At 71.1% G+C, this 21,718-nt stretch carries 20 protein-coding genes and 1 pseudogene; 8 read left to right on the top strand and 13 right to left on the bottom strand.

Annotated features, from left to right (window positions below; translation table 11 throughout):
• Positions 1 to 10: 10 nt before the first annotated feature.
• The 11 genes and pseudogenes from ABD358_RS13200 to sbnB all read right to left on the bottom strand — a co-directional run bounded on the left by ABD358_RS13200 (position 11) and on the right by sbnB (position 10,956).
• Entirely contained in the window at positions 11 to 718 is a 708-nt protein-coding gene (locus ABD358_RS13200; protein ID WP_344631147.1) for a 2-hydroxychromene-2-carboxylate isomerase, read from the bottom strand.
• A 37-nt stretch (positions 719 to 755) separates the two neighbouring features.
• Positions 756 to 1,502, bottom strand: coding sequence for a 3-oxoacyl-[acyl-carrier-protein] reductase (gene fabG, locus ABD358_RS13195; protein WP_344631146.1), 747 nt, complete (start codon positions 1,500 to 1,502; stop codon positions 756 to 758).
• 187 nt (positions 1,503 to 1,689) lie between these two features.
• The gene (locus tag ABD358_RS13190; protein WP_344631145.1) at positions 1,690 to 2,787 is read right to left on the bottom strand and encodes a beta-ketoacyl synthase N-terminal-like domain-containing protein; all 1,098 of its coding nucleotides are present in this window, start codon (positions 2,785 to 2,787) and stop codon (positions 1,690 to 1,692) included.
• Positions 2,787 to 4,022, bottom strand: coding sequence for a beta-ketoacyl-[acyl-carrier-protein] synthase family protein (locus ABD358_RS13185; RefSeq protein ID WP_344631144.1), 1,236 nt, complete (start codon positions 4,020 to 4,022; stop codon positions 2,787 to 2,789). Before ABD358_RS13185 ends, ABD358_RS13190 begins: the two co-directional genes overlap by 1 nt.
• A gap of 26 nt (positions 4,023 to 4,048) precedes the next feature.
• Complete coding sequence (locus ABD358_RS13180; RefSeq protein ID WP_344631143.1) at positions 4,049 to 4,327, bottom strand: acyl carrier protein; 279 nt, start codon at positions 4,325 to 4,327, stop codon at positions 4,049 to 4,051.
• The gene (locus ABD358_RS13175) at positions 4,324 to 5,148 is read right to left on the bottom strand and encodes a LysR substrate-binding domain-containing protein (RefSeq protein WP_344631237.1); all 825 of its coding nucleotides are present in this window, start codon (positions 5,146 to 5,148) and stop codon (positions 4,324 to 4,326) included. The genes ABD358_RS13180 and ABD358_RS13175 overlap by 4 nt, the downstream gene beginning before the upstream one ends.
• Positions 5,149 to 5,172: 24 nt before the next feature.
• Positions 5,173 to 5,364, bottom strand: a pseudogene (locus ABD358_RS13170) (helix-turn-helix domain-containing protein); the annotation flags it as partial.
• 168 nt (positions 5,365 to 5,532) lie between these two features.
• Positions 5,533 to 6,327: an AfsR/SARP family transcriptional regulator gene (locus ABD358_RS13165; RefSeq protein ID WP_344631142.1), complete on the bottom strand. Its 795-nt coding sequence runs from the start codon at positions 6,325 to 6,327 to the stop codon at positions 5,533 to 5,535.
• A 158-nt stretch (positions 6,328 to 6,485) separates the two neighbouring features.
• The gene (locus ABD358_RS13160) at positions 6,486 to 8,705 is read right to left on the bottom strand and encodes an MMPL family transporter (RefSeq protein ID WP_344631141.1); all 2,220 of its coding nucleotides are present in this window, start codon (positions 8,703 to 8,705) and stop codon (positions 6,486 to 6,488) included.
• Positions 8,706 to 8,901: 196 nt separating this feature from the next.
• Positions 8,902 to 9,879: a 2,3-diaminopropionate biosynthesis protein SbnA gene (gene sbnA, locus ABD358_RS13155; protein ID WP_344631140.1), complete on the bottom strand. Its 978-nt coding sequence runs from the start codon at positions 9,877 to 9,879 to the stop codon at positions 8,902 to 8,904.
• A 15-nt stretch (positions 9,880 to 9,894) separates the two neighbouring features.
• Positions 9,895 to 10,956, bottom strand: a complete 1,062-nt coding sequence (gene sbnB, locus ABD358_RS13150) for a 2,3-diaminopropionate biosynthesis protein SbnB (protein WP_344631139.1) — start codon at positions 10,954 to 10,956, stop codon at positions 9,895 to 9,897.
• A gap of 334 nt (positions 10,957 to 11,290) precedes the next feature.
• Between sbnB and ABD358_RS13145 the strand changes: the two genes are divergently transcribed.
• From ABD358_RS13145 to ABD358_RS13110, 8 genes are all read left to right on the top strand, one after another.
• The gene (locus ABD358_RS13145) at positions 11,291 to 12,841 is read left to right on the top strand and encodes a tryptophan halogenase family protein (protein ID WP_344631138.1); all 1,551 of its coding nucleotides are present in this window, start codon (positions 11,291 to 11,293) and stop codon (positions 12,839 to 12,841) included.
• 35 nt (positions 12,842 to 12,876) lie between these two features.
• Positions 12,877 to 14,160, top strand: a complete 1,284-nt coding sequence (locus ABD358_RS13140) for a cation:proton antiporter (protein ID WP_344631137.1) — start codon at positions 12,877 to 12,879, stop codon at positions 14,158 to 14,160.
• Positions 14,157 to 14,690, top strand: a complete 534-nt coding sequence (locus ABD358_RS13135; protein ID WP_344631136.1) for a flavin reductase family protein — start codon at positions 14,157 to 14,159, stop codon at positions 14,688 to 14,690. The genes ABD358_RS13140 and ABD358_RS13135 overlap by 4 nt, the downstream gene beginning before the upstream one ends.
• A 184-nt stretch (positions 14,691 to 14,874) precedes the next feature.
• Complete coding sequence (locus ABD358_RS13130; protein ID WP_344631135.1) at positions 14,875 to 15,201, top strand: ArsR/SmtB family transcription factor; 327 nt, start codon at positions 14,875 to 14,877, stop codon at positions 15,199 to 15,201.
• Positions 15,198 to 15,431 (top strand): hypothetical protein, encoded by a 234-nt coding sequence (locus tag ABD358_RS13125; RefSeq protein ID WP_344631134.1) that lies wholly within the window; start codon positions 15,198 to 15,200, stop codon positions 15,429 to 15,431. The genes ABD358_RS13130 and ABD358_RS13125 overlap by 4 nt, the downstream gene beginning before the upstream one ends.
• The gene (locus ABD358_RS13120; RefSeq protein ID WP_344631133.1) at positions 15,428 to 16,234 is read left to right on the top strand and encodes a sensor domain-containing protein; all 807 of its coding nucleotides are present in this window, start codon (positions 15,428 to 15,430) and stop codon (positions 16,232 to 16,234) included. Before ABD358_RS13125 ends, ABD358_RS13120 begins: the two co-directional genes overlap by 4 nt.
• Positions 16,231 to 17,025 (top strand): ABC transporter ATP-binding protein, encoded by a 795-nt coding sequence (locus tag ABD358_RS13115; protein ID WP_344631132.1) that lies wholly within the window; start codon positions 16,231 to 16,233, stop codon positions 17,023 to 17,025. The genes ABD358_RS13120 and ABD358_RS13115 overlap by 4 nt, the downstream gene beginning before the upstream one ends.
• Positions 17,025 to 19,580 (top strand): FtsX-like permease family protein, encoded by a 2,556-nt coding sequence (locus tag ABD358_RS13110; RefSeq protein ID WP_344631131.1) that lies wholly within the window; start codon positions 17,025 to 17,027, stop codon positions 19,578 to 19,580. The genes ABD358_RS13115 and ABD358_RS13110 overlap by 1 nt, the downstream gene beginning before the upstream one ends.
• 81 nt (positions 19,581 to 19,661) lie before the next feature.
• Here the strand turns inward: ABD358_RS13110 and ABD358_RS13105 are convergent, their stop codons facing one another.
• Together ABD358_RS13105 and ABD358_RS13100 are read right to left on the bottom strand one after the other, a co-directional pair.
• Positions 19,662 to 20,663 carry an ArsR/SmtB family transcription factor gene (locus ABD358_RS13105; protein WP_344631130.1) on the bottom strand — a complete coding sequence of 334 codons (1,002 nt, stop codon included), beginning with the start codon at positions 20,661 to 20,663 and terminating at the stop codon, positions 19,662 to 19,664.
• A gap of 90 nt (positions 20,664 to 20,753) precedes the next feature.
• A complete protein-coding gene (locus tag ABD358_RS13100; protein ID WP_344631129.1) occupies positions 20,754 to 21,692 on the bottom strand; it encodes an ATP-binding cassette domain-containing protein in 939 nt (312 codons plus the stop codon).
• Positions 21,693 to 21,718 lie beyond the last annotated feature (26 nt).

Raw genomic sequence — 21,718 nt, 5'->3', positions numbered from 1 at the left:
GCCGCGGCGGTCAGCCGCAGCCGCCGGCGTGTCCGTCGTCGGCTGACCGGCCCAGGGCCACCGCGCCGGCGAGCGGCTCCGGTACGGCGGCCGCCGGCAGCGCCCCGGAACGCAGGTGCCCGGTGAAGGAGTCGAGCCGGTCCAGGCCCCAGAAGCGGGTGAAGCCGTGCACGAAGAAGGGCACCCCGAAGACGCCGTCCCGGCAGACGTCGAGCAGGATCCGGACGCCCTCGGCCCGCAGTCCGGGGTCGTCGCTCGCCTCGGAGACCGCCCGCCGGTCGATGCCCAGCCCGGCTCCGATGTCCGCGATGGTGGACCGGTCGCAGATGTCGCGGCCCTCCCCGAAGCGGGCCCGGTAGCAGGCCGCGATGTAGTCGTGGCCCCGGCCGGCGCGGTCGGCAACCAGGTAGCCCAGGTGCGGCACCTCCCACACCGGGTTCCTGTCGACCGGCCAGGTGACCGCGATTCCCCGGGCCTTGGTGATCCTGCCGACGTCCTGGAGGACGTACCTGTTCTTCTCCCGTGACATCTCGGAGTAGGGGAACCTGCCGCCCTCCTCGGCGAGCAGCTGGGCGCTCAGGTCGTCCGGTTCGAAGAACGGCACCCACTCGAGGCGGCCGACCAGATCGGGGTGGCGGGTGGTCAGCTCCTCGTAGGCGAGCCAGGAGTAGGGGCTGCGCAGGGAGAAGTAGAACCGCGGCGTCTTGTTCTTGGGCATGGTGGCATCACGCTTCCGCTGGTAGGGGCGGCCGGGTTCAGACGACGAGGCCGCCGTCGATCCCCAGGACCTGGCCGGTGATGTAGGAGGCGCGGTCGGAGGCGAGGAAGGCCACCAGGTCGGCGACCTCCTCCGGACGGCCGAACCGGCCGAGCGGTATCCGGTCGGTCATCTTCCGCACGTGGTCGTCGGAGAGTCCGGAGAGCATGTCGGTCTCGACGAAGCCCGGCGCGACGGCGTTGGCCCGGATGCCGTAGCGTCCGACCTCCTTGGCGAGCGCCCTGGTGAAGCCGATGATCCCGGCCTTGGTCGCCGAGTAGTTGGTCTGGGTGGCGTTGCCGTGGACGCCGGCGATCGAGGACATGGTGATCACCGAGCCCGTCCGGCGCTTCATCATGGCGAAGACGGCGGCCTTGCAGAGGTTGTAGGTGCCGTCGAGGTTGACCCGCACCACCGAGTCCCAGTCGGCCTCCGGCAGCATCACCAGCGGGTTGTCGCGGACGATGCCCGCGCAGGAGACGACCGTGTGCAGCGGGCCCAGTTCCCTCTCGCCGTCCCGGACGAAGGCGCGGACGGCCTCGTGCACGGTCACGTCGGTCCGTGCCGTGTACACCCGTGCCCCGGCGGCGGCGGCCTCCTCGGCCACCTCGTCGGCCGCCTCCTTGTTCGACTGGTAGCAGAAGGCCACGTCGTAGCCGTCCCGGGCGAGCCGGGTCACCACGTGGCGGCCGATTCCCCGGGATCCTCCGGTCACCAGCGCGACGCGTCGATCGGTTGCGGACATGCTTGTTCTCTCCTTGGTGGACACGATTCGCCGGCCGGGCCCCGGCGGGGCGCTCCGTTCCGCCGCGCGCCGCGGGGCGTGCTGCGCCGGGTGACGGTCGCGGCGGGCTCCGCCGGGTGCGCGGGCGGGCGCGTCCGGCCGGGCGCCGGCGCGCGGCGCGGGCGGGGCCGTACCGGGATCCTGTTGCCTACGTCCGGGGGCCGCTGCCCCCGAGAACCACGCAGCCGACCGTGCCGTCCCTCTCGACGCCGGTGACCAGCGCGGCCTCGTCCGGACCGAGCCCGGATCCGCCGGCCGCCGCGAGCACCGCCGCGAGCTGCAGGCTCGTGGAGGCCGCGGAGGTGTCCCCGAGCAGCGGCCGGCAGCGGATCCACTCGGGTTCCACACCGCCGAGGGCGTCGGTGACGGCGGCCTCCTCCTGCGCGGCGAGTGCGCCGCCCGCGCCGAGCGGCGCCACGCGGCGGACGTCCCCGGCCGCCACACCGGCCGCCTCCAGCGCGTCGCGCACACAGACGGCGAGCGCCGGGCGGACCTCGTGCTGCTCCCCGTAAGCCCTGAAGCGGGTCGCCCGGACCTCGGCCAGCGGCACGCGTCCGGCGGCGTGCGCGTCCTCCGCGCTCTCCAGCAGGAAGACGGCGCCGCCCTCGCCGAGTGGCGTCTCCCGGTCCCCGGGAGCGCGGCCGTGCCACTCCAGCCAGGCGCGCTGGGTCGAGTACTCCTCGGCCGCGCCGCACAGCACCCGCAGGCAGTGCCCGCCGCGGTGCAGGCGCACCGCGTAGCTCAGGACGAGCAGTCCGGTCAGCCAGCCGCCGGCGACCGTGGTGTTGGGCCCCTTGATGCCGTGCCAGATGGCGCTCTGCCCGGCGGCCCGGTTCATCACGGTGTTCGGGAAGCGCGCCGGGTCGACGTGGTACGGGCGCTCGCCGGTGAGGGAATCGCGGGTGAAGTCCATGATGCTCTGGACGCTGCCCGATCCGGTGCCCAGGACCAGACCGACCTGCTCGGGTCTGGCGGTGAGTCCGGGGTCGCAGGAGGCCAGCAGGCGGCCGACCGCGGTGACGGCGATCGCGGTCACCCGGTCCATCGTCCGGGTGCCCTTCCGGCCCACGTACTCGGCCGCGGTGAAGTCGGGTATGAGACCGCACCGGTCGAAGGGGCCGGGATGGGCGGCGCGGTCCAGTTCGCCGACCGCGCCGCGTCCGGAGGCGATCCCCTCGGTGAACGCCTCGCTTCCCACTCCGTAGGGGGAGACCGCCGACCAGGCGGAGAAGACCAGTCCGGACATCACTCGGCCTCCCTGTACCGGCCGAGGACCAGCACGGCGTTGTTGCCCGCGAACGCGAGCGCGTTGTTCTGGACCACGTTCAGCTCGGCGGGCCTGGCCTCGTTGGGCACGCAGTCCAGGCCGCACTCCGGGTCGGTCTCCCGGTGGTTGACGGTGGGCGGGATGAAGCCCTCGGTGAGGGCCAGGGCACAGGCGGCCGAGGCGAGCGCGCTCGCCGCCCCCATGGAGTGCCCGATCATGGACTTGATGGAGACCGTGGGCGGGGGGGTGGCGAAGACCTGCCTGATGGCCCCCGCCTCGGTCACGTCGTTGGCCCGGGTGCCGGTGCCGTGTGCCGATATGAAGTCGATGTCCTCGGGTTTCACCCCGGCGTTGCGGTGCGCGACCTCCATGCACCGGGCGAGGCTGTCCCGGTCGGGTGCGACGGGATGGTGGGCGTCGCAGTTGAGCCCGTAGCCGAGCACCTCGGCGTAGACGCGGGCGCCGCGCGCCCTCGCCGACTCCAGGCTCTCCATCAGGAGGATGCCCGCGCCCTCGCCGGTCAGGATGCCCTTGCGGTCCTTGTCGAAGGGCTGGCAGACCTCGGGGGCGATCGTGCCGAGCCGGTAGAACCCGGCGAAGGTCTTGCGGCACACCGCGTCCGCGCCGCCGCACAGCGCCACCTCGACATCGCCGTCGCGGATGGCGTCGAATCCGTTGCCTATGGCGTAGTTGCCGGCCGCGCAGGCGGTGGGAAGGGTGAGCGCCTCGACATCGACGAGCCCCAGTTCGCGGACGATGCCGGTGGACAGCCGTCCGGCCTGCGCCCGGCGTACCACGCCGGGCGCCATCCGCTCCGGGCCCTCGTTCAGCTGGGTTCCCACCAAGGCATCGAGGTCGCGGGACTCCGCGTCCGTGGTTCCGACGGAGACCAGCGCCCTGCGCCGCCTGAGCTCCTCAGGGGTCAGTCCCGCGTCCGCCACGGCCATGTTGGCCGCGGCGACCGAGAACTGCGTGGCCCGTCCCAGTTCCTCCGGGTCCACTCGCCGGATCCATTCGGCGGGGTCGAAGTCGTCCACCTCGCACGCGTTGTCGTGCGCGAAACCCGTCGTGTCGAAGGCCGTGATCGGCTTGACCCCGCTGCGCCCGGCTCTCAGGCCGTCCAGGAAGGCTGTGACACCGAGCCCGATGCTGCTGACCGTCCCGAGTCCGGTGATCACCACTCGGCGCGGCCGTTGACCGTTGTCGTACACCATGCGCTCCCGTCGTCCGGTGCCGGTGCCTAGTGGGACGAGGCCGCCTTGGCCGCCACGGCCTCGTCGACGACGGCGACGACGCTCTCGAGGTTGACCATCCGGGCCAGTTCGGCCTGGTCGATGTCGACCCCGAAAGCACGCTCGAGCTGGGAGAGGATCTCGATGGCGCCCATCGAGTCGGCCTCGTGGTCCTCCTTGAAGCGGCTGGTGTCGGTCATCTCGTCCGCGTCGATCTCGAGGATGTCGCAGATGATCTCCTTGATCGTGGTACGGCCCTCGGCGTCGACGCTCTTCGCAGTAGTCATGCGGACGATGGTGTCGGACCGTCCTGACAGAGGGCTGATGCGAGACTGACCACGGGCTGACGCCCCGCCCCGATGGTTCTGCCCAGTTCGGGGAAGTCGCCGGGGTGCTCCTTGATCCAGGACCAGTAGCGAGGGATCGTGCGGGCGTACTCGCGGTAGTAGCCGCGCACCGTCTTCACGAGTCTGGACAGCATGGCCTTGGCCATGGAGCCGCGGCGCCACACCAGCAGCATCTCGGTGCTCTCGGTGTCGGAGATCGGCACCAGCGACACGTCCGGGGTGGCGCCGGAGGGCGTCGTGAGCGCGGCCGCCCGAGCCTCCCGTACCCAGTTCATCGCCTCGTGGTGGCCGTCGACGTAGTGCAGCACCTCGGGATCGGCGCAGTCCGCCTTGTCGAACAGGTGCTTCTCGATCGGGTGGAACCAGTGGTTGCGCGCGTAGCGGACCCATCTGAACGTCGCGAGCTGGTCCATCTCCACCGCGGTGCGGCGGGTCAGGGCATGCTCCCGGGGCACGGCCAGCCAGACCGGTTCCCGTACGACGACGGCCTGGTCCAGGACCGTCTCGGGGAGGTCGGCCGGCGCCACCAGCGACATGCTCGGGACCAGCGCCGCACCGAGCCAGCCGCGGTAGACCGCTTCCACGGCGTCGGCCGGGCTGAGCGTCTCGGTCTGCACCTCGGCCGCGGGCAGGGAGGACTGGAGCGCACTGTGCAGGGACGGGGGCGTCCATTCCGCGTTTCCGAAACGGAACACCTCGGAGGCGTGGGCCGCTGCCTCCACGATCACCATGTCCGCGCGCTGGATCAGATCGGCCAGCATGGGGATGAGGTGCTCCCCCAGAGCCGTGGGAACGACTCCCGAGGGAGACCTCACGAACAGCTGCCCGCCCACCGCCTTCTCGATTCTGCGCAACTGGGCCGTGAGACTGGACTGGGGAATGTTTAATTCGGCAGCGGCTTTCGAAATACTCCCGGCTCGCTCTATAATTGCCACCGTCCTGGCGTGCCGTAATTCGATGTCCACGAACTCCCCCATCAAAAGCGGAAAATTCGGCTCATAATACCGTGGCTGTCGATTCGGTCGACACGCTAACAGGGCGGACACAGCCTGTCCACCACGGCTTTGCCTCGGGGAGTCCGGAATCCACGCCGGGCGAACCTCCGGTAAACGGTGACCAAAGGAAGTGTCAAGTCGATTTTTTTCCTACACGTGCGCCGCCTGCAGGAGCGCCCGGCGCGGCTCCCCCAGCGTTTCGTCCTGGTTCAGGATCGCCTGGTAGACGCGGCGCAGGGCGCGTCCCGGCTCGAGGCCGAGATCGTCGGCCAGCCGGCGGCGCGCCCCGTGGAAGACCTCCAGAGCCTCCCCCTGTCTCCCGTCCCGGTAGAGGGCCAGCATCAGCAGTTCGCTGAGCCGCTCGTGGCCGGAATGCTCGTCCGCCAGCTGTCTCAACTCGGCCAGTGGGACCCGCTCGACGTCGATGGCGAGCTTGGACTCGATGAGGTCCTCGTAGGCGGTGATCCGGCGTTCCTCCAGGTAGGCCGCCCGGACGCGGCAGCGCAGGCCGTCGCAGGCGTCGAGCAGCGCGGGACCGCGCCACAGGGACAGCGCCGATTCCAGCTTCGCGACGGCCCCGACCGGGTCCCGGCGGACGAGTTCCGTACCGGTATCGGCCATCTCGACGAAGCGATGGGCGTCCACGGCCTCGGCCGGAACATCGAGGACATAGCCGTTGCCCGCGGTGCGTACGAGCAAGTCGCCGCCCTGTCCGGCAACCGTTTTCAGGAATTTCCGCAGACGTCCGACATTGGCCTGCAGAGCGTTGCGCGGGTTGGCCATCGACTGATTCGGCCACAACTCGTCCACGATCTGGTCGAAGTGGACCGGGACTCCCGGCGAAAGCGCCAGGAGAGTCAACACGGCACCTGCTCGCTTCGATGCCATTGCGTGCCGCTTTTTCCCGTTCGACAGAGAAAGCGGCCCAAGAATGTTGATCTCCACAGATGTTCCCCCATCTTCATCGGTGCGAGAGAATTCTGCCCGGCGTCACCCCAACGGGGGAAATACCACTTGGTTCGCCGCCGCGCACCGCAGTGGTATGGCACGGGAGGCGCCGAACCGGTGGGGGATCCGGTCCGGCGCCAGTCCGCGGGTGGCGGCTAGGGGATGCGTACCGGGGCAGGAGCCGCCTGCCTGTCACCGGTCCCGGGGGCGGCCGGCGTGCGCCGCGTCTTGCGCGAGGGCCACCAGCTGGCGTCGCCCAGCAGGGTCATGGCCGCGGGAAGGATCATGACCCGGATGATGAAGGCGTCCAGCAGGACCGCCACCGCGAGGCTGAAGCCGATCTGCTTCATCTCGGCCAGGTGCAGGAACATGAAGCTGGCGAACACCGTCACCATCACCACGGCCGCGCTGGTCACGACCTTGGCGGACTTCTCGATGCCGTCCATCACCGCCTGGCGGGTGGGCATCCCGCCGTCCACGGCCTCCTTGATCCGGCTCACGACGAACACCTGGTAGTCCATCGACAGTCCGAAGAGGATCACGAAGAGGAACAGGGGCACCCGGGAGCCGATGGCGTTGGTGGCGCTCTCGTCGAAACCGAACAGGGTCGAGGCCAGGCCCCACTGGAAGAAGACGACCACCAGACCGAAGGCCGCGCCGACGGACAGCAGGTTGAGCAGCACACCGAGCAGGCCGATGACCGCCGAGCGGAAGACCAGCATGGTCATCACGAAAGTCAGCAGCAGGAGGAACCCCACGACGATCGGCAGTTTGTCGTTCTGGTGGGCCAGGTAGTCGACGTCGACCGCGACCGGACCGTCGACACCGTACTCGGCGCCCTCCACCCCGCCCAGCGTCCGCGGCAGGTAGTCCTCCCTCAGCCGTTCCAGGGAGTCGGCGGCCTCGTCGGAGCTGAGGCGGTGCGGCACGGCCAGTGTCATCACGCTGACCCGCCCGTCCTGCGACGTCCGCACCTCGGGCTCCTTGTCGGAGAACAGCGGATCGGCCTTGGCCCGCTCGGCGAGTTCCCGGAGCGCCGCCCGCGTCTCCCCCGTCCGCTCCTCGCCGGACCGCACGACGACCCAGTGCTCGGCCCGGCGGTCCGGGAAGGCGTCGTTGAGCCGGTCGTAGGTCTGCATCTCCGGGATCTCCCGGGAGTGCGTGTCCTTGTTCAGCACCCGCAGCTCCATGCCGAACGCGGGGAGGGCGAGGCCGATCACGGCGAGGGTCGAGACCACCAGCGTGGCCACCGGGCGCTTCCTGGCCGGGTTCAGCAGGGCAGCGAACAGCCGGCCGGTCCGCTCCGGCCCGCGCTGCCTGACCTGCTTGCCGCGTGCCCGGGCGCGGGCGGCCCGGCGGTCGGCGCGCCGGCCGATCTTGACCAGCAGGGCGGGCAGCACGGTCACCGAGCTGACCATGGCGACGAAGACCACGAGAATGGTCGCGGTGGCCAGCGAGGAGAAGATGATGTCGGTGGCCAGGAACAGGGTGGCACTGGAGACGATCACCGCCAGGCCCGAGACCACGATCGCCCGGCCGGCGGTCGCCGCGGCGATACCGACCAGCGCCTCCGGGCCGAGGCCGCCGGCCGCCTTCTCCCGCTCCTCGCGTTCCCGCTTGAGGTAGAAGAGGGTGTAGTCGACGCCGACCGCCATGCCGATCAGCAGGATGACGTTCATGCCGACGCCCGCGTCCGGCACCAGGTGGGAGACCACCATGGACAGTCCCACCGAGGCCGCGATCGAGGAGAGCGCCAGCAGCAGGGGGACGCCGACCATGACCAGCGATCCGAAGACGATCAGCAGGGTGACCAGGGTGACCGGGAAGGTGATCGCCTCGGTCCTGGCGAGGTCGTCGCTGCGCTGCTTGTTGAGTCCCTTGCTGACCGAGGCGTCACCCGTCTCCTCCACGAGGAGGTCGGGGTGGGCCGCCTGCACCGCGGCCGTCTGCTCCAGCAGCGGGTCGACGTACTCCTTGGCCTCCCGCTTGGGGCCCTTCATGGTCACCTCGACCATGAGCATCTCGCCGTCGGCGGAGAGCGCCGGATCGGCGACCCCGAGGACCTCGGGCAGCTTCTCCATCCGGCCGGTGAGCTCCTCGGCGGCCTCCCTGGCCTGGGCCTCGTTCAGCTCCCCCGACCGGGAGCTGAACATGATCTGCTCGGTGGGCCGCTGCTCCAGGCCGGCCTCCGTCGCGATGGCCTCGGCCCGGCCGGACTCGCCGATCCGGTAGTCCTCGGCCACGGCGCTGTTGGTGCCGACCGAGATTCCGACGGCCAGGCACAGGGCCACGAACGCGAACCACGCGGCGATCGCCCGCCCTGGCCTCAAGGCGCTCCAGCTGGCCACCCTCACGGTGATCGGCTGCTTCTCCACTGTTTCAGCTCCTTCAGGGTCGTAACGACCACCCAACGGGTGTAAGAGAACGATTACACGTGCCTCTTGGGGCCGTCAACCGTAAGCCGGAGTGTTGGCCGAATCGCCGGACGTACGGCGCCGCACACGGGACGGCTCCCGTCGCCGGCGGGGACGGGAGCCGTGTAATGCCTGGTCGGGACCGTGGGAGCGTCCTTCATCGGGTTCGGATCGAGTCATGCTCCAAGACGTGGGCGCCGTAGATGTCGCTGACCCAGTTGGTCTGGTAGACCGAGTCGAGATAGCGCTCCCCGAGGTCCGGGGAGATCGCCACGGCCGTGCCCCGGCCGCCCTTCCCGCCGCCGGCCAGCCAGCCCATGGCACCGCTGACCACCGTTCCGGTGGAGCCGCCGAACAGGAAGCCGCCCGCGGCCAGCCGGTGGGCCACCCGGATCGCCTCGGCCTCCGGCACGTGCACCACGTCGTCCACGAAGGACTCGTCGAGGAGCTTGGGCCGCACGCCGGTGCCCAGCCCCGGGATCATCCGGGGCCCCGACGGACCGCCGAAGGTGACGGACCCCACGGAGTCGACGGCCACCACCGTGACCGGGCGCCGCCTCTCCTTGAAGTACCGCGCGCAGCCCATGAGGGTGCCGGTCGTGCCGGCCCCCACGAACAGCACGTCCAGATCGGGGAAGTGCTCCGCGATGGCGGGTGCCGTCGTCCGGTAGTGGGCCATCCAGTTGTGTGGATTGGCGTGCTGGTCGAGCCAGACGTGGCGGTCGTCCGAGGCGCACAGATGCCGCACGTGGTCCAGCCTGGCGCCCAGGAACCCGTTCTCCGGGTCCGGCTCGGTGATGATGTGCACCTGGGCGCCCAGTGCCTCCATCAGCCGCCGGGTGGCCAGGTTGCAGCGGGTGTCCGTCACGCACAGGAACCGGTAGCCCCGGTCGGCCGCGATCATGCTCAGTGCGACCCCGAGGTTTCCCGAGGAGGACTCCACGATGATCGAGTCCGCGGTGAGTTCACCTCTTCTCTCGGCGTCGTCGACCATCGCCGCCGCCGCCTTCAGCTTGATGGAGCCGGCGAAGTTGAAGCCCTCGCACTTCAGGTAGAGAGGGGTGTCGAGGATGGGCCGCAGGTCCACGTAGAGGTCGTCCACGTGGAAGTCCGCCGGTGCGGAGATCACGGGCACGTCCGGTCCCCCGCCTCAGTGGGGGCCGCCGGCCGCGCCGGCGCGCCCGTATCGGTCGGTTTCGTGGAAGAAGCCGTCGACGACCATCAGTTCGCCGCTGTCGCGCACCGTGTCGTACACGTGCTTGCCGACGGCGAGGTCCAGGACGCCGAGGCCGAAGGGCGAGAACACCACGGGGCGGTCGGCCGGGACGCTCACGCGGCCGGTCATCACGTCGTACAGGGTCCCGTCGATGAAGTCCCGACGGCCCGTCGCCTTCTCGGCCAGGTGCGGGGACGTGTCGGCCTTCAGGCAGTGCTCCACGTCGTCGACCACGTTCGCCGAGGCGAGGATCACCTCGGGGCCCAGGTCGCGCAGCGAGATGTTCAGGACGAGCGGGTTGTGCGCGAACCACTCCGGGGCGTGGATGTACGGGGCCGCGGCGGTGGTCGCGAAGATCACCAGATCCGAGGAGCGCACCAGGTCCTCGGTCTGCTCGTACACGGTGAGCCGGCCGCCGGCGCCGGTGCTCTCCACGTACGCGCGGAAACCCTCCGCGTGCTCGGCGGACAGGTCGTGCACGCCCACCTCGCCGAAGGACCAGCCGGTCCCGACCAGATAGGTGTGGATGTGGCGGGCGATGAGCCCGGTGCCGACGAAGCCCACCCGTGCGGGACGGGCGCGGTCGCGCGAGAGCAGGTCGGCCGCCAGGGCTGCCGACGCCGCGGTACGGGCCGCGCTGACGATGGAGCTCTCCAGGCACGCGAACGGGTAACCCGTGTCGTAGTCGTTGAGCACCAGGACCGCCGAGGCCCGGGGGATCCCCGAAACCACGTTGTCGGGGAAGCTGGATATCCACTTCAGCCCCTCGACCCGCGTGTCGCCTCCGATCGAAGCGGGCAGGGCGATAATCCGCGAGGCCGGGCGGTCGGGAAAGCGCAGGAAGTACGACGGCGGGTTCACCGTGTCGCCCTCACCGTGTACCAGGTAGGCCGCTTCCACCAGTTCGAGGGTGCGTTTCTCGTGGCCGGACAGGACGCGGTGCACCTGTGCGCCGGGAATCACGGCGAACGGTGGTACATGGACTTGCTGGGTCATGCACAACTCCATTGCAGTAGGCGGGCGGGCCCGTCGCCACCTCACGGCGGAGCGTCACTGGCCGACGAACCACCGGGACATTCGCCCGGCAATGCTGCCAAGTCCCGCTGACACAGGGCTGACGTCTCGGCGGACGGGCCACCCGGCCTCCGTTTCCCCGCTCACCTGCGATTTTCGTCCGACGCTTAATGGTCTGTCCGCCCCTTCCCCGCCGACCTAGAGTCAATTCTCGGTGGCGCCACCCCGAGATTTCTTCGGCGGCCGCCCACCGGCCCCCGGCGGGCGGGTCCCCTCCGACGCCGGTACCCATGAACCCACCGAACAGGAGTCGTCAGTGCTCAACAATGTCGTGATCGTGGGCGGCGGAACTGCGGGTTGGATGACGGCCTCGTACCTCAAGGCTGCGTTCGCGGACCGAATAAACATCACCCTGGTCGAATCGGGAAACGTCGGCGCCGTGGGAGTCGGCGAGGCCACCTTCAGCGACATCCGTCACTTCTTCGAGTTCCTCGGGCTCAAGGAGAAGGACTGGATGCCCTTCTGCAACGCCACGTACAAGCTCGCCGTCCGGTTCGAGAACTGGCGCGAGAAGGGCCACTACTTCTACCACCCCTTCGAGCAGATGCGGTCGGTCAACGGCTTCCCGCTGACCGACTGGTGGCTCAAGGAAGGACCGACCGACCGGTTCGACAAGGACTGCTTCGTCATGGCCTCGGTCATCGATGCCGGGCTCAGCCCGCGCCGGATGGACGGCACGCTCATCGACCAGCCCTTCGACGAGGGCGCGGAAGAGATGCAGGGCCTGACGATGTCCGAGCACCAGGGCAAGACGCAGTTCCCCTACGCGTACCAGTTCGAGGCCGCCCTGCTGGCCAAGTACCTGACGACCTACTCGGTGGTGCGCGGCGTCAGGCACATCGTCGACGACGTCCGGGAGGTTTCCCTCGACGAGCGCGGCTGGATCACCGGGGTCCGCACGAGCGAGCACGGCGACATCACCGGAGACCTGTTCATCGACTGCACCGGTTTCCGCGGGCTGCTTCTCAACAAGGCTCTCGAGGAGCCGTTCATCTCCTACCAGGACACCCTCCCGAACGACAGCGCGGTCGCCCTCCAGGTGCCGATGGACATGGAGCGCCGCGGAATTCTTCCGTGCACGACGGCCACCGCCCAGGACGCCGGCTGGATCTGGACGATTCCGCTGATGGGCCGGGTCGGCACCGGTTACGTGTACGCCAAGGACTACCTCTCGCCCGAAGAAGCGGAACGTACCCTCAGAGAGTTCGTCGGCCCTTCCGCAGCCGATGTCGAGGCCAACCACATTCGTATGCGCATCGGCCGCAGCAGGAACTCCTGGGTCAGGAACTGCGTGGCCATCGGCCTTTCCAGCGGATTCGTCGAGCCGCTGGAGTCCACCGGGATATTCTTCATTCACCACGCCATCGAGCAGCTCGTCAAGTACTTCCCCGGCGCGGATTGGAACCCCGTCCAGCGCGATCTCTACAACAGTTCCGTCTCCAACGTCATGGACGGTGTGAGGGAGTTCCTGGTACTGCACTACGTCGCCGCCAAGCGGTCGGACACCCAGTACTGGCGCGACACCAAGACCCGGAAGATCCCCGACTCCCTGGCGGAACGCATCGAGAAGTGGCAGACGCAGGTCCCGGACACGGAGACGGTCTTCCCCTATTACCACGGCCTGCCGCCGTACTCGTACATGTGCGTCCTGCTGGGAATGGGCGGAATCGACATAAAGCCCTCCCCCGCTCTCTACCTCTCCGACAGCACGGCCGCGCAGCGGGAGTTCGAGCGGATCCGTGAGAAGACGCAGCAGCTGGTCAAAGTGCTGCCGAAGGCCTACGACTACTTCGCCGGGATGCGCTGAGCAGGCCGACCGGAGCTCCGGGAAGGACTCTTGGAATGGACGTCCCGAACGCCTTGGCGCACACCGCGCACGTGGCGGGGGCTCTCGCCGCCGTCCTGCTTCTCGCCCTCGCGGGCCGGGGAGCCGCACGGCGGTTGCGCCAGCCGGAGGTGGTCGGGGAGGTCACGGTGGGGCTGCTGGCCGGCCCCGCCGTGATCGCCGCCTTCGGTGAGACCTCCCTCGACACGGTGCTGCCGGGGCCCGTGTTCGACGCCCTGAAGTTCGTCGGCGAGGCCGGCCTGGTGCTCTACCTCGTCGGTCTGGCGCACAAACTGCGGGTCGGCCCGGACCGGCCCGCACGGCGCACCGCCGGCTGGGTGGTCGCCGGAGCCCTGGTCCCGCCCCTGTGCGCCGGCGCTCTCCTGGCCGGCTGGATCCTGCTCACCGGGGACACCGCGGCCCGCGGGAACGCCCCGCTGCCCTCCTTCGTCCTGATGCTCGCGGTGGCGATGACCATCACCGCGGTGCCGGTGATGTCCAGAATCCTGACCGACCGGGGCATGAGCCGGTCGGCGGCGGGGCAGACCGCTCTGACCGCGGCCATCGCCATCGACGCGGTGGGATGGCTGCTGCTGACGGTCGCGATCGGCCTCGGGGCGGGGGATCCGTCGGGTTCCCTGGCCTCCCTCCGGGCGCTGCTGCTCGGTCTGCTGTGCGCGGCGGCCGTGCGGTACGGCCTGCGCACCCGCCCGGCACGCGAGTTCTGCGCACACCTGCCGGGCACCGCCGCGGTCGTCCTCGGCGCGACGGCCCTCGCCGTGGCGCTCGCCATGGAGCACCTGGGGATGACGGCGGTCGTCGGCGCGGCCCTGGTCGGCTTCGCGATTCCCGGCGACGCGGGAGCCCCCTGGGCCCGTGCGGTGTCCTCCGTCTCCCGCGCCGGCCGTGCCCTGGCCCCCGTCTTCTTCGTGGTGACCGGCGTCACCGTGCTGAGCGGCGCCTTCTCCACCGCGCCCTGGTCGCTGATCGCGTGGGCCGTCGTGCTCGGCTGTGCCGCCAAGATCCTCGGCGGCTACGCCGGCGCCCGGCTCGGCGGCCTGCCGCACGGTACCGCGCGGCAGGTGGGCATCCTGGTGAACACCCGCGGACTCACCGAGCTGATCGTGCTCCAGGCCGGTCACGCCGCCGGCGTCCTGTCGGCCCCCGTGGTCCTGGCGCTGACGGTGATGGCCCTGGCGACGACCACCATGACCGGCCCCCTCCTGAACCTTCACGCCCGCGCGGGGAGGCGTCCCGAGCACGGGAAGCTCCCCCTCCAGACAGAAAGCGGTGTGCGATGACCGATTCCGCCACACAGACCGCCTCCGCCGCACCGACGGCCGTCGCGGCCACCTCCGAGGGTTTCCGGACGATGATGAGCGGCTTCCCCACGGGTGTCTGCGTGGTCACCTCCACCGATTCTCAGGGGGAACCCCGCGGCATGACCTGCTCCTCGCTGTGCAGCGTCTCGCTCGACCCCCCGACCCTGCTGGTCTGCCTGCGTGACGGCAGCCCGACGCTGGAGGCGGTCGCGCACAGCGGAACCTTCGCCGTCAACCTGCTGCACGAGGGGGCGCAGGAGGCCGCCGAGCTGTTCGCGTCCGGCGACCCGCGCCGCTTCGAGATGCTCCCGTGGGAGCGGACACCGGACACGGCCGGGCCGCACCTGGCCCGGGACGCGCACACCGTCGCCGACTGCGACGTCACGCTGACCCAGAAGGTGGGCGACCACGTCACCGTGTTCGGCCGGATCAGCCGGATCGTCCGGCGGAACCCCCACCCCCCGCTCCTGTACGGCCTGCGGCAGTACCGCCACTGGTCCCGGAGCTGAGACGTCGCCGGCGCCCGCGCCGGCACGGCAGTGAGGGTCCGGCCCCGGTGGGGCCGGGCCCTCGCGCCGTCCCCGGGGCGCGCCGTTCCGGGGACGGGTAAGCACTCCCTAGACGTTTGACAGCCCACAAAGGCATGTGTAAGTCTGAACTTACATGCTTCCGGCAGCGAGAGGGCGGACCGCCGTGACGAGTGAGGAGCTGCTGGTCGTGCTCGCCGCCGTGGGTCATGCCCAGCGCCTGCGGGTCATCGCGGAGATCGCCGGTGGCCGGATGTACGTCAGTGAGCTGGCCCGCCGGCTGAAGATGTCCCGGCCCCTGCTGTACATGCACCTGGAGCGGCTGGAGAAGGCCGGTCTGGTGGTGGGCAGCCTGGAGCTGTCCGAGGACGGCAAGGCGCTGAAGTACTTCGAACTGGGGCCGTTCGACCTGCGAGTGAACGCCGAGACGATAGTCGCGGCCGTGGCGGCGGACGCGGCACGGCACAGCGACGTGAAGGGAAACCGCACATGACCGGCGCCGTCATCACCATCGCCATCGTCCTGATCCTCGCCGGCGGTGTCACGGCGAGTGTGGTCGCCTACTTCAGACTGCAGCGGCACCGCGCGGACGCCGTCGCCATGGCCTCCTACCGCAAGCTCGCCGAGGAGGCGAGCGCCGGCCACCAGGCCCTGCAACAGCAGTTGGGCACGCTCGACACACGGCTCAAGGCGATCGAGCACCTGCTGCGGAGCGTGGGATGAGCATCCTTCTGCCCGGCGCCCGGCTGCCGCGGAACGGCAACCCGCTGCGCATGCTGTTCTCCCCCGCTCCCTGGCGCGCGACCGGGTACCTCGCCGGCCACCTGGCGGCCGGGCCGGTGCTCTTCGCCGTGGCGACCGCCGCGGTGCTGGCGGGCGCGGTATTCAGCCAGCTCACCGTCACCGTGGCGCTGATCGTCGGCTCCGCATGGGTCGTACGGTGCTGCGCCCAGGTCGAACGGGGCCGGGCCGCCCTGGTCGACGAGCCGATACCGTACGTCTACCAGGAGGCCACCGAGCCGGGATTCGCCGGACACCTCAAAGCCCGCTGCACCGATCCCGCGTTCTTCCGCGACTGCTGCTACCTGATCCTGCTCTTCCCCTTCCTCCTGCTGCTGGACGCGCTCGCACTGGCGGTCTGGCTGCTGCTCCTGACCGGGGTGTCGCTGCCCCTGTGGTTCTGGGCCGTCGAATCGCGCCTGGCGGGCGGCGGCCGGATGGAGGGTGTGCGGCTGGGCCGGTCGGACGGCACCGGCATCGGCGTGTGGATCGACACCTGGCCGGCCGCGCTGACCGCCTCCGCGGTCTTCCTGGTCCTGGCCGCGTACGCCTCCTACGCCGTGGTGGCGGCCGCCCGGGTGCAGCTGACCCTCGCCCACACCCTGCTCCGGCCGCCTCCCGACCCACTCGCGCAGGCCAAGCGCGTGCTCGCCGAGCCCGGCCCCCTCTCCTCGCCCCTCTCCTCGCCCCTCTCCCCATCCCGCCCGGTCCCCGGGCCCACCGCACACGGAGGACAGAACACATGAACGGGACGCCGAGTCCATACGCCCACGAGGTCGTCAAACTCGACTCCGTGCGCAAAATCTACGGTGGCTCGAAGAACCGTGTGGCCGCCCTCGACGGCGTCAGCATCGGTTTACCCCGCGGCAGCTTCACTGCGGTGATGGGCCCCTCCGGCTCGGGCAAGAGCACCTTCCTGCACTGCGCGGCCGGGCTGGACCGGCCCACGTCGGGCACCGTGCTGCTGGACGGTGTGGACCTCGGTCCGCTCGGCGAGAAGGAGTTGACCGAGCTCCGCCGGGAGCGCATCGGCTTCGTCTTCCAGGCGTTCAACCTGCTGCCCGCCCTGAACGTGGTGGACAACGTCACCCTGCCGCTGCGCCTCGCGGGCCGCCGCCCCAACCGGTCCGAGGTCGACGAGGTCATCGAGCGGGTCGGCCTGGCCTCCCGCCGGAACAACCGGCCCGGTGAACTCTCCGGCGGCCAGCAGCAGCGGGTCGCCATCGCGCGGGCCCTGGTCACGAAGCCGGCGGTGATCTTCGGTGACGAGCCGACCGGCGCCCTGGACACCTACACCGCGCGCGAGGTGCTCACACTGCTGCGCGAGGCCGTCCAGTGGGCCGGGCAGACCATCGTGATGGTCACCCACGACCCGGTCGCCGCCGCACACGCCGACCGCGTGCTGTTCCTCGCCGACGGCCGGATCGTCAGCGCCCTGGAGCGGCCGACCGCCGACCTGGTCGCCGAGCGGATGACCCACCTGGGCGCCTGGGGCAACGAGTCCACCGCGCCGCGCACCTCGCACGGGGTGCGGTGATGATCGGACTCGCCTTCAAGACCCTGCGCTTCCACAAGGGCGGCTTCATCGCGTCGTTCATCGCGCTGTTCTTCGGCGCCGCGATCGTCGTGGGCTGCGGCGGGCTGTTCGAGACCGGACTGCACAGCGCGGCCCCGCCCGAACGCCTCGCCGCCTCGCCGATCGTGGTCACCGGCGACCAGCGCTACCCCGGTACCCGGCGTGACGTGTTCACCGAACGAGTTCGCCTGGACGCCGATCTGGTGGACCGGATCGAGGCGGTGCCCGGCGTCGCCGAGGCGGTGCCCGACGTGTCGTTCCCGGCCACGGTGCTGGGCGACGGCGGTCGGCCGGCCGGCCGGCTGACCGGCCACGGCTGGTCCTCCGCGAAGCTCGCCCCGTACCGGGTCGACGAGGGGAAGCCCCCGTCGCGTCCGGGCGAGATCGCCCTGGACGCGCGGTTCGCCGACCGCGCCGGCGCACGCGTCGGCCAGGAGGTGGGGCTCGCCCTGGGCGGCGACGGCGGACGGTACCGCGTCACCGCGCTGGTTTCCGGCCCTGGCTCCCCGGAGACGGTCTTCCTCACCGACTCCGAGGCCGCGCGGGCCACCGGCCGCCCCGGCCTGGTCGACTCCATCGGTGTGCTCACCGCCCCCGGAACCGCCGTCGGCGCGGTGGAGCGGGACGTGGAGAAAGCGGTCGGCGGCCGGCCGGCGTCCGTGTTCTCGGGGGACGAGCGCGGCTGGGCGGAGAACCCCGACGTGATCGCCGAGGGCGGCAAGCTGGTCACCCTCGCCTCGGTCTTCGGCGGCCTGTCCGCGGCGGTCACCGTCTTCGTCGTCTCCAGTACCGTCGGCATCGCGCTCCACCAGCGCCAGCGGGAGTCGGCGCTGCTGCGGGCGATCGGCGCCACCCCCCGCCAACTGCGGCGCATGGTCCTCGGCGAGACGCTCCTCATCGCCGTCGTCGCGACCGCGCTCGCGTGCTTCCCCGGTCCGCTGATCGGCAGGTGGCTCCTGGAAGCCTTCGCCGGCGCCGGGGTGGTACCGGAGACGATCGCGTTCCGCGCGGGCTGGGTGCCGATGGCCGTCGGCGTGGGCACCGCGCTGCTCACCGCTCTCGGCGCGGCGTTCCTCGGGGCGCGGACGGCCACCCGCACCCGGCCGACCGAGGCACTGGCCGAGGCGTCCCTGCAGCGCCGCTGGTTCAGCAAGGGCCGGCTCGTCTTCGCGCTGCTCTTCCTCGGCGGCGGCACCGCGCTGGCCATCGTCACCGCGAACATGGCCGGCCCGTCGGCGGGCAGCACGGCGACCCCCGCGGCGATGCTGTGGACGGCCGGCTTCGGTCTGCTCGGCCCCGGCCTGGCCAAGGCCATCACCGCTGTGCTGCGTGGGCCGGTGCGCCTGCTCACCGGGCTCCCGGGGCGTCTCGCCTCCCTCAACGCCAAGGCGCGCACGAGCCGGTACGCGGGGGCGGTGATGCCCGTCATGCTCGCCAGCGGCCTGGCCATGGCCCTGATCTACCTGCAGACCACGCAGTCCTTCGGCGCCCAGCGGGCCTTCGAGGAGAACCTCCGGGCCGATCTGGTCGTCACCGCCGCCGGCGGCCTTCCTCCGGAGACGGTGGACGTCGTGGCGGAGCAGCCCGGAGTCGCGGCCGCCTCCGCCCAGGTCTCCAGCGTCGGATACATCGAGCCGCCCGCTCCGAAGCGGGCGGACGGCGACGGGGAGGACGAGGACGACGAGCCGGAGCCCACCGAGGTGCCGCTCCAGGGCGTCACCGCGGCCGGGGTGGACAGGACGACCGCCTACCGCGCCTCCAGCGGCAGTCTCGCCGACCTGCGGGGGAACACCGTGGCCCTGCCGACGGAGCTGGCCCGCGCCGCGGGCCGCGGACTCGGCGACACGGTCCCGATGCGGCTGGGCGACGGCACGCACGTCGACCTGGAACTGGTCGCCACCCTCGACGGACGGCGCGGCTACGAGACCGCCCTCGTACCGGCCTCCCTCCTGGCCCCGCACACCGACTCCGGCCTGCTGCCGCAGATCATGGTGAAGGCCGAGCCGGGAACGGACCACGCGACGCTGGCCGGCACGCTGTCGAAGCTGGCCGACCGGCAGCCCGGCCTGGTCGTCACCGACCGGAAGACGCTCACCGCCGTCCAGGCCGAACAGGACGACACCCAGGCCTGGATGTCCTACCTGTTGCTCGGCATGGTGGTGGGCTACGCGACGATCGCCCTGGTCAACACCCAGGTGATCTCCACGACCGAGCGGCGGCGGGAGTTCATGCTCCAGCGGCTCATCGGCTCCACCCGCCGACAGGTCATGCGGATGATGGCGGTGGAGGCGTTCCTGGTCGCCGCGGCCGGCATCGTGCTCGGAGTACTGGTCGCGGCGCTGACACTGGTGCCGCTGAGCATCAGCGTGCTGGGCTCGCCGGTCCCGGAGGGCTCCCCGTGGATCCTCGTCGCGGTGATCGCCGCCGCCTTCGGTCTGACCCTGGTCACCACGCTGCTGTCGACCGGGATCGTCCTGCGAAACCGCATCGGCGGTGTGGTGGGCGTCCGCGAGTAGTTCCCCGGCGGTGTGAGGAGGCCCCGGTGCGCGGTCCGCGCACCGGGGCCTCCTCACACCGCCGTACCGCCGCGAAGGCGGTCACGAGGCGTGCCGTACGACCTGCCGCGGGACGACACCGTCGAACGTCTCCGCCGGGGCATGACCGGGCGTCTGCTGCTCCCGGCGCCTGGCGCCCTGGCCCGGCAGGGTCCGTACGGTACGGCCGTCCAGCAGGGCGACGCCCAGCGGGGTCACCGTGTGCAGCACCGTGTTGCGGATCCGGCGGGTGGTGATCAGCCCGGTCTCCCGCAGCACCGCGGTGTGCTGGCTGGCGCCCGCCGCGGAGATGCCGAGCCGGTCGGCCAGCTGGCTGGTGGTGCACGCGGCCCGCAGCACCCGCAGCGCGGCGGCCCTGGTCTGGCCGACCAGGGCGCCCAGCGACTGCGCGCCGTCGCCGGGCTCCTCCCACAGCAGCGCGGCCGAGCGCGCGTCGGGCGGCGCGGCGAAGGCCAGCAGGGTCCGGCCCTCACCTGACCTCGCGCCCAGCAACTGGCCCGGCCGGTGGTTCAGGAATACCGACGGGGCGAGCGTCAGGCCGCTTCCGTCCAGGAAGACGTCCTCGTCGGGACCGCCGGGAACCTCCAGGACCGGGGACCGCCAGGTGATCCTGGGATGCAGGGTGGCCAGCAGCCGCTCCACTCCCCCGGACATCACGATCCTGCCGCGTGCCTCGCACTCGGCCTCCATGTACGCGCGCAGCCGCTCCCAGTAGGGCGCCAGCCCCGTGCGCCAGACCTCCGTCAGGTCGGGTGACGACGACCGGGCGGCCGACCACGGGCGCGGCGGCGCCGCGCCGGAGTCGTCCCCGTACCGCTCCGCCTGTTCGAGCAGCGCGTCCAGGTCGGGGGCCGCGCCTCCGTACGCCGGCTGCCCCGCCCAGCGGGGCAGCCGTTTTCCGACGTGACTGCGCCAGCGTGCGTAGGGTGCGCCGACGCCGCGCCCCAGGAGCCCGGCCGCGAAGACCGTCTCGGCGAACGGACCGGCTGTGGTCGTCAGCCGGATCCTGGCGAGGTCCGTGGCACCGAAGTGGATTCTCTGCATGGTGACCCTCGTGTGTCATGCGGGTGAGAAGGAGACGGCCGGGCCCGTTGGCGGTCCTGCGGCCCGGCCGCCGGAGGACAGAGCGGCCGTTCAGGCCGAACGGCCGGTGAGAGTGGTGAAGACGTCGTCCAGGGTCGGCCTGCGGAGTGCGAAGTCGGCGACCTCGACGCCTTCCTGCCGCAGGGCGTCGACCGCGCCGGCAAGGCCGTCCATGCCGTTGTCGAGCACGACGGAGACGAGTGCCCTGTCCGGTTCCACCGTGGGCTCCGCGGCGGTCGCCCTCCGCAGGGCCGACACCGCGGCGGACAGCGTCCCGGGATGCGCCACGACGATCTCCAGCCGCTCCTCGCCGACCTTCCGCTTGAGTTCGTCCGGGGTTCCCTCCGCGATCACCCGGCCCGAGTCGACGACGGCGATCCGGTCGGCGAGGAAGTCGGCCTCCTCCAGGTACTGCGTCGTCAGCAGCACGGTGACGCCGTCGGCGACCAGTTCGCGGACCGCCGTCCACAGGGCCGTCCGGCTCACCGGGTCCAGGCCGGTGGTGGGCTCGTCGAGGAAGAGCACCGAGGGGGTGGCGACCAGGCAGGCCGCCAGATCCAGACGCCGCCGCATGCCGCCCGAGTAGGTACGGACCGGCCGGTCGGCGGCATGGACCAGGTCGAACCGGTCGAGCAGGCGGGCCGCGCGGGCCCGGGCGGCGCGTCGGCCCAGGTGGAGCAGTGTGCCGATCAGGGCCAGGTTCTCGCGCCCCGTGAGGAGTTCGTCCACCGCCGCGTACTGGCCTGCCAGGCCGATGCGGCGGCGCACCTCGCGGGGGCTGCGCACCACGTCGAACCCGGCCACCTCGGCACGACCGCCGTCCGGTTCGAGCAGGGTCGCGAGTACGCGCACCGTGGTGGTCTTGCCGGCGCCGTTCGGACCGAGCAGGCCCAGCACCGTACCGGCCGGCACCGACAGGTCGACGCCTCTGAGCGCCTGGTTCCCCCGGTAGCCCTTGCGCAGCCCTTCCGCCTGAATCGCTGTGTTCACGTGTCGCCCTCCCGCTGTCCGGCGAA

It is taken from the genome of Streptomyces glaucosporus (assembly GCF_039533345.1).
GTDB lineage: Bacteria > Actinomycetota > Actinomycetes > Streptomycetales > Streptomycetaceae > Streptomyces > Streptomyces glaucosporus.
The sequence above is the reverse complement of the archived record's forward strand: the minus strand, read 5'-3'. Positions and strand labels throughout refer to the sequence as shown.

Coding starts and splice junctions, on each gene's coding strand:
- ABD358_RS13190 (WP_344631145.1), bottom strand. CDS start 2,787: ATGTCCGGACTGGTCTTCTCCGCCTGGTCGGCGGTCTCCCCCTACGGA.
- ABD358_RS13200 (WP_344631147.1), bottom strand. CDS start 718: ATGCCCAAGAACAAGACGCCGCGGTTCTACTTCTCCCTGCGCAGCCCC.
- ABD358_RS13175 (WP_344631237.1), bottom strand. CDS start 5,148: ATGCTGGCCGATCTGATCCAGCGCGCGGACATGGTGATCGTGGAGGCA.
- ABD358_RS13110 (WP_344631131.1), top strand. CDS start 17,025: ATGATCGGACTCGCCTTCAAGACCCTGCGCTTCCACAAGGGCGGCTTC.
- ABD358_RS13180 (WP_344631143.1), bottom strand. CDS start 4,327: ATGACTACTGCGAAGAGCGTCGACGCCGAGGGCCGTACCACGATCAAG.
- ABD358_RS13125 (WP_344631134.1), top strand. CDS start 15,198: ATGACCGGCGCCGTCATCACCATCGCCATCGTCCTGATCCTCGCCGGC.
- ABD358_RS13185 (WP_344631144.1), bottom strand. CDS start 4,022: ATGGTGTACGACAACGGTCAACGGCCGCGCCGAGTGGTGATCACCGGA.
- sbnB (WP_344631139.1), bottom strand. CDS start 10,956: ATGACCCAGCAAGTCCATGTACCACCGTTCGCCGTGATTCCCGGCGCA.
- ABD358_RS13115 (WP_344631132.1), top strand. CDS start 16,231: ATGAACGGGACGCCGAGTCCATACGCCCACGAGGTCGTCAAACTCGAC.
- ABD358_RS13105 (WP_344631130.1), bottom strand. CDS start 20,663: ATGCAGAGAATCCACTTCGGTGCCACGGACCTCGCCAGGATCCGGCTG.
- ABD358_RS13135 (WP_344631136.1), top strand. CDS start 14,157: ATGACCGATTCCGCCACACAGACCGCCTCCGCCGCACCGACGGCCGTC.
- ABD358_RS13140 (WP_344631137.1), top strand. CDS start 12,877: ATGGACGTCCCGAACGCCTTGGCGCACACCGCGCACGTGGCGGGGGCT.
- fabG (WP_344631146.1), bottom strand. CDS start 1,502: ATGTCCGCAACCGATCGACGCGTCGCGCTGGTGACCGGAGGATCCCGG.
- ABD358_RS13120 (WP_344631133.1), top strand. CDS start 15,428: ATGAGCATCCTTCTGCCCGGCGCCCGGCTGCCGCGGAACGGCAACCCG.